This window comes from Pseudomonas sp. LW8 (genome assembly GCF_041956865.1).
Lineage (GTDB): Bacteria > Pseudomonadota > Gammaproteobacteria > Pseudomonadales > Pseudomonadaceae > Aquipseudomonas > Aquipseudomonas siliginis.
Genome location: NZ_CP168138.1, coordinates 2,794,558 through 2,806,904 on the forward strand (window position 1 = coordinate 2,794,558; position 12,347 = coordinate 2,806,904).

The following is a 12,347-nucleotide window of genomic DNA, read 5'->3' on the forward strand; positions in this document are numbered from 1 at the left end:
CAGGTTTATTCAGTGTTGCTTAGAGCCAATAGCTCACCGCATACCAGCCCAGCAGTCCCATCACCACGGTATACGGCACCGCCATCCACACCATGCGCCCGTATGACAACCGCACCAGCGGTGCAATCGCCGAGGTCAGCAGGAACAGAAACGCTGCCTGACCATTCGGTGTCGCCACGCTCGGCAGGTTGGTGCCGGTATTGATCGCAATCGCCAATGTCTCGAAGTGCTCGCGAGTCATGTGCCCTGCGAGAAAAGCCTGTTTCACTTCGGTAATGTAAATGGTCGCAACGAATACGTTGTCGCTGATCGCCGAGAGCAAGCCGTTGGCGATGAACAACATGCCCGGCTGTTGATCCATCGGCAGCGCCAAGACCCACTCGATCAGTGGGACGAACAGATGCTGATCGTGAATGACCGCCACCACGGCAAAAAACACCACCAGCAGTGCAGTAAACGGCATGGCGTCCTTGAACGCGCTGCCCAGACGATGCTCGTCGGTGATCCCGGTAAACGCGGTGATCAACACGATTACCATCAACCCGATCAGGCCAACTTCAGCCAAGTGAAACGCCAGGCATCCAATCAGGATCAGCGCCGCCGCCCCTTGCACCAGCAGCGCCGCCGTCTGACGAGGTGTGCGTTTGGCGTTGTCCTCGGCAGCGTAGTTGGCCAGCACGGCGCGGACGTTGTCCGGCAGCAGTGTGCCGTACCCAAACCAGCGCAGCTTCTCCAGCAGCACGCAAGTGACCAGACCCGCCGCCAGTACCGGCAGCGACACCGGGGCAACTTTCTGGAAGAACTCGCCGAAATGCCAGCCCATCTCATGGCCGATCAACAGGTTCTGCGGCTCACCGACCAAGGTGCAGACGCCACCGAGCGCTGTGCCGACCGCTCCGTGCATCAACAGGCTGCGCAGGAAAGCGCGGAATTGATTCAAGTCCTCATGGTGTCGCGACGGTAAATGCTGATCGTCAGCGAATTCGCTGTCCTTGCGTGGATCATTGCCCGACGCGACGCGGTGATACACCGAGTAAAAGCCGACAGCCGCACTGATGATCACCGCCGTCACGGTCAGCGCATCCAGAAACGCAGAGAGGAACGCTGACAAGAAGCAGAACATCAGCGCCAGAATCGCTTTCGAGCGCACGCCCAACAGGAGCCGCGAGAAGAGAAACAGCAGCAGATCTTTCATGAAGTAGATGCCGGCAACCATGAACATCAGCAGCAGGATCACCGGAAAGTTGTGCAGCAACTCATCGTAAAGCGCTTGCGGCGTGGTCATCTTCAACAGCAACGCTTCAATCAACAGCAGGCCGCCAGGCATCAACGGATAACACTTGAGGGCCATGGCCAGGGTGAAGATGAATTCGATCACCAGCAACCAGCCTGCGGCGACCGGCCCGACGGTGAACAGCACCACGGCGTTGAGAATGAGAAAACCGACGATGGTCGCCTTGTACCAGCGTGGCGATTGCCCGAGGAAGTTGTGCGCGAACGCCTGGGCGATTGAACCGGACATCGGCTGCTCCTTTTATTTAGAAGCGCGAAAGTTGCCGGATGTTTCAAGGAAGATCAAGTCGCCGATAACTTCGATCCTGTTGAATGCTCTAGGGATTCACATAACGCGCAACCATGGCCCGGTAGTTGCCATCCAGCGAATAGCCGCCCACCACGATGGCTCCGTCAGTTTGTGCGGCCAGCGTATTGGCTGTATCGAGACTTCGCCCCAGTCGCGTGCGCAACCAGCCATGGCCCTCACCGAACGCCGGATCGAGGCTGCCATCGAGTTGATAGCGCGCGACCATGAAGTTCGCTTGAACCCCGCCGATGGTCGCGCCCACGGCGACGATGCGGCCGTCGCTCATCAACCGGGCGGCGTTCCATTGGCATCCGCTGGGGCCGATGTCCAACACCTGTGGCTGGCCATGATGACAGTGCAGGTCCGGTCGACCGTTGGCGTGCAGGACAAACGTCAAACAGCGGATTGGATCGCGGCTGCTGCCGAAGCAATAAAGCCTGTCGTCGGACTCAATGATCTGGCTGACCTGAGCGCTATTGCCGTGGGCCTTGAAGGCCATGAAGCCATCGACGGCGAAGCGCTCATCCAGGCTGCCATCGGGCCGATACACCGCCAACAGGCCTTGCTGAGGAAAGTCGATGGAACCTGCGACGACGATGCGCCCATCTTCCTTCAACAACAGCGTGCTCAGCCAGGTATTGAGCAGCAGGTGGCGGACCACGACGAATCCGCGTCCGTTGAATGATTCGTCGAGGCTTCCATCAGGGCAGAGGCGAATCAGCATCCCGGCGTGGTCGGCAAGGCTGAAATGATGGTTGGCGATCAGCAGAATACGGCCGTCTTCCTCCACCACAAAGTCACAGGCTTCGACGCCAGGCACGCCCGGCGGCAACCAGTTGTCGCGGGTGCCCATGGACAGCTCGCCGGGCAGTCGCACCACCTGGAAACCGTCATCGCCGAAGAATCGGTCTGGCTGGCCGTTGGCATCGAACAGGGCGAGGGCGGGCAGGGTGCGTTGGGTGTCTTCATAATGCAGGCCGGCCAGCAGAATCTTGCCGTCGGCTAACACCTGAACCTTGCCGGCCTTGGCTTCGAAACCCTCGACGAAACTGCCGATCACGCTGCCCTGAAAGCCGAACGACAAATCCGCCGACCCATCGGCCAGCAGCCGCGCCAGGCCGAACCGACTTCCCTTGGCCGTACCGACCTTGGCGGCCACCAGAATCCGGCCCTGTGCATCAAGCTCGACATGTTGGGTCTGGCTGGACAAACTGCCGGCAAAGTACACCTGCGCAACACCGCCAATGGCGAATGTCGGGTCGAGCGAACCGGGGGCGGTCCATGCAGTAGGCAGCGCGTAAGGGCTCAGGGTGGACATGCACGCGTCTCCTTGTGCCTGAGCCGATACCCAGTGGTTGGGAGGCTGACTGCACGAGCGAAATATTCAATCCCTGAACCGCGAGAAGTACAACTGGACGAATAAACAGACGACGGTCGCACTGTGCCAGAACAGTGTCTTGTTGAACCAGTCGCAAGCGAGCCAAGTACTTTGGATGAAACTGCGCTGCAAGTACGTTGCTTATTCGGCTACGCATACAACAAGGGCGGATGACTTTAACGTCATCCGCCCTTGTTCGGTAATCAGTGTGGCATCGACCACGATTGCAGTGTGTGGCCGTCTTCGCTGAGCTCAGCGCGGGCCTGCTGCAGCAGTTGTTCGAGTTGCGCCGGGTCAGAGTAGGCGCTGCTCGGGATCTGTTTGCGACCGATGTGGGAGTTGGTGCGGTCGACGACGGTCAGGCTCAGTTCGCCATTGCCGTCTTGTGGCGCCCAGGCCACGCATTGAAAAGGCTTGAACGCGTGGTTGGCAATCAAAAGAGCTTCGTTGATACGCAGCGGGGCAGTCATGGGGTCTTCTCTCTATTGGCGCCCAATCAAATGATGTGCCGTCGGTTGGGCATACCGTGCGGCTGGTTACTTGTACTGATGCACGCAACCGGGGGGCGGGTCACACGTGAAACAAAGAAATTTCAGATTCTTTACATAACGTAAGTTCGTTTCGTTAATCCTGCACATGTCCGAACACCGCGCTGAATTCACCCCTCACCCCAGCCCTCTCCCCGAGGAGAGGGAGCCGAGTTGTGGGCTTTTCAAACTGGAGTTCGGCTCGGTCTTTCAGATCGGCTGACCTCGCGTAAACACCTCGGTCAGTTCCCTCTCCCTCGGGAGAGGGCTAGGGTGAGGGGCCGCTCTTTGATTCACGGCAAATAGTCGATAGCTAACTAACAACCAACTTTCTTATAACTCTTTTAATACCCAGCCTATAAGCAATCGGTACAAGCCTCCGTCAAAATCTTGCTAGTGTTACAACCGGGTCTGCCAAATGACTGTTTTTACGATCATTTATCAAATTTGGCGCCAAGGAACAGTCATGAGCGAAGCGCCTGCATCGAGACGTTTACTGGTGGTCGATCCCTGCGACGACTGTTATCGCCTGTTGCCCGGATTGCGCGCTGTGGGTTGGGATGTCGACAGTTGTAATCTGGAAAACGCCGCATCCCGGGCCTGCGATGTCGGCCTGCTGCGTTTGCAGCCCTACCACCTGGAACGACCCGAAGCCGTCAAAGAGCTGATCAGCCGCAGCGGCACCGAGTGGATCGCCGTGCTCAATCAGGAAGTCCTGCGCTTGCAGAACGTCGGTGACTTCGTCTGTGAATGGTTTTTCGATTTCCACACCTTGCCCTTCGACGTTTCCCGCGTACAGGTCACCCTCGGCCGCGCCTTCGGCATGGCACGCCTGCGCGGGCAGGGTACGATTCATGTCGATCAGCCGGAGCACGAACTGCTCGGCGACAGCAAACCGATCCGCGAACTGCGCAAACTCCTTAGCAAACTGGCCCCGACCGAATCGCCCGTGCTGATTCGCGGCGAAAGCGGCACCGGCAAGGAACTCGTCGCGCGCACCTTGCACCGCCAATCCCAGCGCCACAACAAACCGTTTGTAGCTATCAACTGCGGGGCGATTCCCGAGCATTTGATTCAGTCCGAATTGTTTGGCCACGAAAAAGGCGCGTTCACCGGCGCACACCAGCGCAAGGTCGGACGCATCGAAGCGGCCAATGGCGGCACGTTGTTCCTCGACGAAATCGGCGACCTGCCGCTGGAATTGCAGGCCAACCTCCTGCGCTTTCTGCAGGAAAAGCATATTGAACGGGTAGGGGGCAGTCAGCCGATACCGGTGGATGTGCGCGTGCTGGCCGCAACCCACGTTGACCTGGAAGCAGCAATCGAGAAGAAGCGCTTTCGTGAAGACCTTTATTACCGGCTGAACGTCCTGCAAGTGGTCACCGCGCCGTTGCGTGAACGTCATGGCGATCTGTCGATGCTGGCCAACCACTTTTCGCACTTCTACAGCCACGAAACCGGGCGCCGGCCAAGAAGCTTCAGCGAAGATGCGTTGATTGCCATGGGCAAGCACGACTGGCCGGGCAATGTGCGCGAGCTGGCTAACCGGGTCAGGCGTGGGTTGGTGTTGGCGGAGGGCCGCCAGATCGAGGCGCGGGATTTAGGGTTGATCAGTCAGCATTCCATCGCCACGCCGATGGGCACGCTGGAAGACTACAAGACCCGGGCGGAACGGCAGGCGTTGTGTGATGTGTTGAACCGGCACAGTGATAATTTGAGTGTGGCCGCGAAAGTTTTAGGGGTTTCGCGGCCTACTTTTTATCGGTTGTTGCATAAGCATCAGATTAGGTGAGTGTGAACCTGAGTTTAAATACCATTGGTTTTAGAAGAAAATTTTGAGGGGAATTTTTACATTCCCGCCGCCGACATGTCAGTCAAGTCGCGCATTGCTCTTAATCTAATATTTCTCACGTGGGTTGGCTGCGAGATAAATCCTGCACTAAATACCAACATTAGCGTGCGAGGTGTCGGAGATTCTGCAACATAAAATGCCAAGCTTTTTTTCTGCCATAATTTAGATGGAACTCCGCCCGTAATGATTTCGGTCTTATTGTTTTGTGTGAATGATGCTCTTGAAATGCCTGGGCTTCTATATTCGAAGCTAAATTCGACCAGATCGCCTGCCTCAATACCATGAAAGGACTTACAGATCCATAAAGTTGTATTGTCTGGATTAGAACTTGGTAGAGACTCCAAATAGTATTCATCTGAAGAATAAGAAATCTTGGATTGATACCCTCCGCTAACACCAATCGCCCAATGATTCCAGTCATAGCCATCAAACGTAGTCAAATCATCCAACCCAGCCTTGACCCCATAACTCCTCACCCGACACGCCACGGCCTCACCCTCAACCGCCCCCGCATGCAATCCCACCTTAAATACAACAGCCAACTTCGAATCAGCCTTACACCCGCGCAACCACTCCACCTCAGCCAAATAATCAAGCCCCCCTCCCTGATCATGCGCCGCCCCGACAAACTGCTCCTTGACGCGCTCTCCACCACTCGTGAACGTCTCCACATACCTTAACCAGATCGGTAATCCCGCCTGCTGAAATGGCCAAGCCTCACACAAAACCTTCGTGTCATCGTTGAGCATTCCAACATCCAGCACCTCACCATCAAAACCCTCAAGTTTCGGCATCGGCATGCTCGATTGCAGCAACTCGCCAATCACCAACGTCACGCTCTGCACAGGCGTCGGCTGGCCATTGACGATCAAGTTGTATTTCAATTCCACACTGCGCTGCAGATTTGCCCCGGTGATAGAAGAATCGATATCGAATTGCACTTTCGATTGTCCCGCCACCGGCTTGTGCTGGGGAGGCACTGAGCCGGCGCCGGGTCTGCCGGCGATTTCCAGTTGCACTTCGTGATTGGCGCCAAACGTCGAAGTGTCAAACACCACGGTAAATCCGCTTTGATGCAGATTCGGGTTCAGCCTGTAATCGGGCGCCTGCACAACCGTTGGCGGTTTCAACTGACTGACTTCGCCGGTGACCGCAATCACAATGTCATTGGAGGGGCGCGCAGGTGCGCCGGCGCGCAGCAGCTGAAAGCCGACCTTGGCCGAACCGTTGACGATCGCTGTGATCTTGTCGTTCGGGATCGGGAAGTCGTGATGGCCGGGCACGCTGTCGACAGTTTTTTCCAGCGGGCCGACGATCACGGGCTGTCCTCCAGACGTCGTACCGGCCCAGGTCAGGACGACCTTGTCACCAGCCTGGTAGTCGGGGCCTGTGAAGTAAACCCGGGCAGCGGCGTCGCTCGTGCCCAGTACCTTCAGGTCGATGGTGGTGACGTTCTGGCCGTTGACCCAGATCGTCGGCGCCGGCAAGCGATTGTTCAGATCCACCGAGACGTAAGTGATTTTCGCCCACCGCGCCTTCGGATCCGGCAGATTACCCACCCTGTCGACGACCTGATAGCTCACTTCGATATTGTTGCCGTTGCCTTGCGCCCTGATGACGTCCTCGGTGAAGGTAGCGAAGATCGGATGGTTGACCGGATCGTCGATCTGCTCTCTGGTGACCGGGTAGTACGTCACCACCTGATCACCCCAACGGCACCGAATGGTGTCGAAGATGGCGATGTTCTCATAGGGTACGATGTTCATGCGGATTCCCCGCCGGGCCAAATCCTCATTCACGCCATTGGACGGATCCGGGCTAAGCGTATAGATCAGGCCGGAGTTGCCTTCTTCGCTGTCGCTATCGGTGCCACCTGGTTGTGTGAGTTGGACCCACACACGCCGTACCGGCTCGGAGCTAACCGGGTCCTGACCCAAGCGCTGTACGGTGTAAACGATCAGTGCTTCGCCATTGGTGACTTGACCCTTGGGGACTTTGAATTCGAGCCGCTTATTCAAGTTGCTTTCATCGACCGGAATTGTCCCAACTTCGACGCCATCAAAATACATTTTACAGTTGTCATACATCGCCATCCCTACCCACGGATCTACGATGATCAGCAAATCATTTTCGACGGTCTCGAGCGAAATGCCACCGTCGTAGCCCCCATCCTTCAAAACGGCCTGTTTCAAAACAAAGGGTGGATTCAGAGCGAGAATGCGGTTTTCATCCGGCGTCTGGTTCATGTCGATGCTCCATTACGGCCTGTTGCAAGGTGCGAGGCGCTGGAGTCATGTAAGCGGATTCAGCGGTAGGGCGCACCTGTCAGATCTGACAGGTGCGGACATATTTCCGATAAGTGGTCGCGAGTTGCACCAGCAGCGAAAAGCCGACAGATCAAAGGATCGCAGCCTTCGGCAGCGCCTACACGGAACAATGTAGGGACTGCCGAAGGCTGCGATCTTTTGCTTTTAGAAGTAATACGGGAATTTCAGGCTGAACGAGAAGTCCGGCGCATCATCGGTCATACCGATCGACAAGTTCGGCACGATCGTAAGGTTGTCGGTGGCCGCAATGGTCATGCCGACGTTGAAGTAACCGGCGTTGGCATCACTGGACACTACCGATTCCCAATCGCCGCCGTCCTGTTTCAGCTTGCTCTTGCGCTGTACCAGGTCGGAGACCGAAAACGACATACTCATCTTCTCGTTAAGCGCGAAGGCGATACCGGCACCGATCTGGAAGCTGTCGCCGATGCGCACTTTGCCCGGGTTTTTCTGATTGACCGTAGAGCTGATGTCGTCGAACGACTCCTCGAGGTTGTGGGTGTAGGAAAGGCTGCCGAACAGCACCGCCGGGTCAAACGTCTTGACCAGCGAGATACCCGGCGTGATCGACCAGACGCCGTTGCCGGTGGGCAGGGTGTCGGGGACGAACAGGTTGGAGTTGGCGTCGGTCTGGCGCAGTTTGATGCCGAACGGGTCTTTGCCGGTCGGCGCCTTGACGCGCAAGGTGACCACGGCGTCCGGGGTGTTGACCGATTCGTCGAGGAACTTGTAGGCGATACCGAAGTTGACGTCGCCGATGGTTGGATCCTTGGTGACGGTTTCTTCTGTTGTTACGCCAGCCGCGCCCTCGTTGCCGCCGCCGGATTGATACGTCGACTCGCGATAGATCACCGGCACGTTCAGGTCGAACTGCCAGCGGTTATCGAAGTTGTAGCGGCCGGTGAGGTCCAGGGTCCAGGTGTCGGCCTTGATCCGGTCGAGGTTGATGTTGCCCAAAAAGATCGAATCCAGCGCGAGGAACCCGTTCAGGATCAACTGACGGGTGTCGTAGCGTGAATAGGTCAGGCCGGTTTCCACGCTGAACTTGCCGCCGCCAAAGAAACCGCTGGCTTCGTCATACAGGTTGGAAACGCTCTGCGCCGGTTGTGAATCATCGGCCAGCGATTGACCGTAGGAAGCGCCACTGCCCCCGGCGGCGCCTCCCGATGCAGCGGCCGCACCGGTGCCTGTGGCGGCTCCGGCGGCGACGCGATTGCCTTTCATGTCAGACGGCGATTTCGCCAGCCGTTTTGGCGGTGGGGCAGCGGGTGTTTCTTCTACCTGGCGGACCCGTTGTTCAAGTACCGCCAGCGCTTGTTGTTGTTGTTCGTATCGTTGTCTCAGTTCCAGAAGTTCCCGTTTCAGGGCTTCTACATCGGCGTCGGGTGCTGCTTGCAGCATTGCCGCCGGGAGAAGGGTACTCAAACACACTGCGGCACGCAGTGATACTGATCGATACATGAATAAGCCGTCCCTTTAAGCCCAATGATCGAGACTCAGCGTAGTTCAATATCCGATATTGCGTAGGGCCCCGAGTTGGGTCAGGTTGCAATCCAGTGCACCGGCGCTTCTGCCGTTATTGTTCAGTACGACGTTGAGTTGCGTAAGGTTGTTGACCACGTTGGCGCTGCCCAGCAATCGGGTGTTCTGCAGCAGCCCGCCCTGGGCGACTTGTTGCAGTGCCGTGCCTTGATTGCCGCTGGCCTGAATGGCCATTTGCACGCCACCACCATTGGCCGAAACCGCGACACTGCCGGCGCCGTTGCTGCCAGTAATGGTTTGTCCGGCGATAAGGGCCTGGCCTTGCGATGGCACCAGTGCCGGCGCCTGACTGGCTTCGCTGACGTTGATCGCGACGTTGTTGTTGGCGGTGTTGCCATCGCCGGCGGCGCGTACGCTTTGCGTCACACCCTGGCTGCTGTTGAGGCCGGCGCCACCGATTACGCTGCCGGTGCCTGCGGTGAGGGCGCTGCCGTTGCCCGACTCCTTGATGGTCGAGACGTAGAATTCCGGTTTGACGGTTGCGGCCTGGATCTGCATCGAGGTCGCGGCCCCGATCAAGTCGCCGCTGGCGTTGCGCCAGGTGCTGCTCATGACAATGCCGAAGCTGATGATCCGCCCCGGCATGACGTACCGACCGCGCAGCTCGGCGAGCTCCTGGTCCTTGATTTCGATGGGTTTGAATCCGGCATGGGCTAAACCTGACGCACTCGCTGCCAGGCAGGCGGCGGCCAGCCAGTATGAGCTTTTCATCTGCTGCTCCCGGGACATCCAGTCCCATTCTCTAACTCGGCGATTAAAAGAAGTCGCTCTGAATGAACCCGAAATCCATCAATTCCGCATCTTTGACCGGGTTGAAACTGTCCAGCGAGTTCTTCGCCGTCAGCGGCACGGGAGGGCTGCGCAAGGCGTTGGCCTTGTCGTAACCGGGGCCGACGATGGCAAAGACAATGCCGTTCCAACCTTTGACAAAGTCGTCGTGCTTGTAGCGCTTGTGGCCGAGAACCGGGTCACCGATGTAGACCCAATCCTTGTCCGAACGCTGCAGGACGACGAAATGCTTGTAACCACGAATGTCCATCAGAACCACCACCGGAATGGTCACCGCTTCGAGTTTCTCGGGCGGGATCCGGTAACCACGGGCACGCATGCCGATGCTTTCTACGTAGCGCTTCATGTCGAGCATGGAGAAACCCTGGGTTCGCACCAGGTCCTGGTCAGCGTTGACCAGCATGCCTTTGATGATGTGCTCCTCATCGACGTCGAGCCAATAGGCCTGGCGCAGGACCGTCGCCAGTGCAGCAGCGCCGCAGCTGAAGTCGGTTTTCTGTTCGACGATGTCGGCAAACTTGCGCTCACGAATGCTTTGCACGTCCTTGTAGACCAGCACGCCACCCGGCAGGGCAGCGATGGGCATCTGGGCCGCCTGAGTCAGGCCGCACAGACAAAGCAGAGCGAGGAGGGCAGGAGTCCGCATGATCGAATACGCCTTGTGGAACCGAGGAAAAGCCCCGTTGCCGGGGCTTTCGTTTCGATCGCGATTACATGCAGGCTTTGCAACCTGCGGCGATGGACAGCGAGTTGCTTTGTTGGTTGCCCACACCCGCCGAGACGTTGGCTCCGCCGTTGCCGGAGAAGTTGTTCATCGAGTTGGTCATGTTGGCGTTGTTGACGACAGGAGTTTTCCAGCCATCTTTGGTCAACACTTGTTGGGTGGTGACGCCAGCGAGGCCAAAAGTACCCACGGCTTCGAACTTGGCTTTCTGATCATCGTTGCCGCCATGGCCGCCGCCACGGTTACCCCAACCACCATGGTCGTTGTCGTCTTCGATGGTCGCAGTGCCTTTGGCTTTGAACACGCCAGCGGCTGCATAAGTACCGGTAAGGGTGTCGGTTTTGTAAGCCTGCACGCCTTTGTTTTCCACGACCAGGCCAGTCGAGGACTGGTTGGCAGAGGCGGCAGCCTGCGCTACACGACCACCGGAAACGGCGATGGCGAGGTTGTTTTTCTGTTGGTTGAAGTTGCCGGCGGTCACGTTGATGCCGATGTTGCCGGAACCGTTGTTGCCAGTATTGGTGAGGTTGGCGTTGTTGAAGGTGGAAGAGTTTTTCACGTAGTTGTTGTTGTTCACCTGAGTCGCGCTCGAGGCGGCAACAGCATTGCCGAAGATGAAGCTTTCGTCAGCGGTAGCCAGCGCAGCAGCGTTGTCCTGCTGGTTGCCGTCGCCGCCCGCCACGTTGGCACCCATGTTGCCGTTGGAGCCGTTGAGCGAGTCGCTGGCATTGGCGTTGTTCAGGGTGCCCTGGTTTTTCACCACGTTGCCGTCGCTGTTTTGTGCGTCAAGTACAGCGGCGCCGGCGCCTGCGGTGATCTGCAGCAGTTGTTCAAGATTCGGACCTTGTGGCTGGCCGTGACCGTTGCCGTGCCCGTTACCATGACCGTTGTTGTCACCACGGCCGCCAGCCTGTGCTGCCATTGCCATCACTGCTGCGAGTGCGAAAACCAGTGGTTTGAGAGCCATTGTAGGTTTCATGGTTGTTTCTCCGTCGTGCTTATTAGTTGGTTAAGTGTTGGGACTTTTCTAATTGCACTGCTTTTTGTTTGGGTCAGTCTGCGACCCGGATGCTCAGGGTGTTAGCCATGCGGTTCCCCACCCCGGCACTCTGGTTCACCTGGATTACCCCGCGGCTGCCGGTGAAGGCCTGATCACTTGTCGTGACCTGGCGACTGCCGATTGAGGTACCAGTTGCTCCTGAGCTCGGTAAAAACGCCACGTTCTGTTGTGAAAGGGCGCTGTCGTCAACGCTCTGCGGGCCGGCACTGATGCTGACGCGCGTGACGTTGGCCATTTGATTGTTGGCACCGGCGCCCTGGTTAACACCGAGGATGCCGTTGCCATTGCTGAAAGAGTTGCCGCCGATGTTGGCGCTCGCGTCGATGGCGCGGCTGGCGGGCGTGTCGATGGTCTGCCTGACGCTGGTGGTGGCATGGGCTTCGGTGCCGATGGCAATCGCCTTGGTGTTGGCTTGTTGCATCTGGTCACCGGCAGCCTGGTTGACATTGAAGTTGCCGCGATACTGAGCGCCGGAATCCTGAATGTTTGCCTTGTTGACTGAAGCCGAATCGGCCATGGCGCTGGTGCAGCCGAGCAGGGCGAGAAGCAGCAGGGTGCGATTCATG

10 protein-coding genes are annotated in these 12,347 nt (G+C 57.8%); 1 reads left to right on the top strand and 9 read right to left on the bottom strand.

Annotation, left to right across the window (positions count from 1 at the left end; translation table 11 throughout):
• Positions 1-19: 19 nt before the first annotated feature.
• The 3 genes from nhaB to AB9L16_RS12745 all read right to left on the bottom strand — a co-directional run bounded on the left by nhaB (position 20) and on the right by AB9L16_RS12745 (position 3,430).
• Positions 20-1,522 carry a sodium/proton antiporter NhaB gene (nhaB, locus tag AB9L16_RS12735; protein ID WP_056785902.1) on the bottom strand — a complete coding sequence of 501 codons (1,503 nt, stop codon included), beginning with the start codon at positions 1,520-1,522 and terminating at the stop codon, positions 20-22.
• A gap of 88 nt (positions 1,523-1,610) precedes the next feature.
• Positions 1,611-2,900, bottom strand: coding sequence for a hypothetical protein (locus AB9L16_RS12740; protein ID WP_375123690.1), 1,290 nt, complete (start codon positions 2,898-2,900; stop codon positions 1,611-1,613).
• A gap of 263 nt (positions 2,901-3,163) precedes the next feature.
• Positions 3,164-3,430 carry a hypothetical protein gene (locus AB9L16_RS12745; protein ID WP_095179983.1) on the bottom strand — a complete coding sequence of 89 codons (267 nt, stop codon included), beginning with the start codon at positions 3,428-3,430 and terminating at the stop codon, positions 3,164-3,166.
• 523 nt (positions 3,431-3,953) lie between these two features.
• Between AB9L16_RS12745 and AB9L16_RS12750 the strand changes: the two genes are divergently transcribed.
• Complete coding sequence (locus tag AB9L16_RS12750; RefSeq protein ID WP_041479695.1) at positions 3,954-5,279, top strand: sigma-54 dependent transcriptional regulator; 1,326 nt, start codon at positions 3,954-3,956, stop codon at positions 5,277-5,279.
• 56 nt (positions 5,280-5,335) lie between these two features.
• On the opposite strand, the gene AB9L16_RS12755 is transcribed toward AB9L16_RS12750, so the two are convergent.
• The 6 genes from AB9L16_RS12755 to AB9L16_RS12780 all read right to left on the bottom strand — a co-directional run bounded on the left by AB9L16_RS12755 (position 5,336) and on the right by AB9L16_RS12780 (position 12,346).
• Positions 5,336-7,585: a hypothetical protein gene (locus tag AB9L16_RS12755; protein WP_375123691.1), complete on the bottom strand. Its 2,250-nt coding sequence runs from the start codon at positions 7,583-7,585 to the stop codon at positions 5,336-5,338.
• A gap of 225 nt (positions 7,586-7,810) precedes the next feature.
• Positions 7,811-9,127, bottom strand: a complete 1,317-nt coding sequence (locus AB9L16_RS12760) for a hypothetical protein (RefSeq protein ID WP_056785917.1) — start codon at positions 9,125-9,127, stop codon at positions 7,811-7,813.
• A 45-nt stretch (positions 9,128-9,172) separates the two neighbouring features.
• Positions 9,173-9,919 carry a hypothetical protein gene (locus tag AB9L16_RS12765; RefSeq protein ID WP_041479693.1) on the bottom strand — a complete coding sequence of 249 codons (747 nt, stop codon included), beginning with the start codon at positions 9,917-9,919 and terminating at the stop codon, positions 9,173-9,175.
• A gap of 43 nt (positions 9,920-9,962) precedes the next feature.
• Entirely contained in the window at positions 9,963-10,643 is a 681-nt protein-coding gene (locus AB9L16_RS12770) for a C39 family peptidase (RefSeq protein WP_073474518.1), read from the bottom strand.
• 64 nt (positions 10,644-10,707) lie between these two features.
• Positions 10,708-11,700 (bottom strand): hypothetical protein, encoded by a 993-nt coding sequence (locus tag AB9L16_RS12775; protein WP_056785920.1) that lies wholly within the window; start codon positions 11,698-11,700, stop codon positions 10,708-10,710.
• 73 nt (positions 11,701-11,773) lie between these two features.
• Positions 11,774-12,346 carry a hypothetical protein gene (locus tag AB9L16_RS12780; protein ID WP_041479691.1) on the bottom strand — a complete coding sequence of 191 codons (573 nt, stop codon included), beginning with the start codon at positions 12,344-12,346 and terminating at the stop codon, positions 11,774-11,776.
• Position 12,347: the final 1 nt, after the last annotated feature.

Bases quoted from the DNA above. Each gene is read 5' to 3' on its own strand.
- AB9L16_RS12770 (WP_073474518.1), bottom strand. From the start codon at position 10,643: ATGCGGACTCCTGCCCTCCTCGCTCTGCTTTGTCTGTGCGGCCTGACT.
- AB9L16_RS12755 (WP_375123691.1), bottom strand. From the start codon at position 7,585: ATGAACCAGACGCCGGATGAAAACCGCATTCTCGCTCTGAATCCACCC.
- AB9L16_RS12765 (WP_041479693.1), bottom strand. From the start codon at position 9,919: ATGAAAAGCTCATACTGGCTGGCCGCCGCCTGCCTGGCAGCGAGTGCG.
- AB9L16_RS12750 (WP_041479695.1), top strand. From the start codon at position 3,954: ATGAGCGAAGCGCCTGCATCGAGACGTTTACTGGTGGTCGATCCCTGC.
- AB9L16_RS12760 (WP_056785917.1), bottom strand. From the start codon at position 9,127: ATGTATCGATCAGTATCACTGCGTGCCGCAGTGTGTTTGAGTACCCTT.
- AB9L16_RS12775 (WP_056785920.1), bottom strand. From the start codon at position 11,700: ATGAAACCTACAATGGCTCTCAAACCACTGGTTTTCGCACTCGCAGCA.
- AB9L16_RS12745 (WP_095179983.1), bottom strand. From the start codon at position 3,430: ATGACTGCCCCGCTGCGTATCAACGAAGCTCTTTTGATTGCCAACCAC.
- AB9L16_RS12740 (WP_375123690.1), bottom strand. From the start codon at position 2,900: ATGTCCACCCTGAGCCCTTACGCGCTGCCTACTGCATGGACCGCCCCC.
- nhaB (WP_056785902.1), bottom strand. From the start codon at position 1,522: ATGTCCGGTTCAATCGCCCAGGCGTTCGCGCACAACTTCCTCGGGCAA.
- AB9L16_RS12780 (WP_041479691.1), bottom strand. From the start codon at position 12,346: ATGAATCGCACCCTGCTGCTTCTCGCCCTGCTCGGCTGCACCAGCGCC.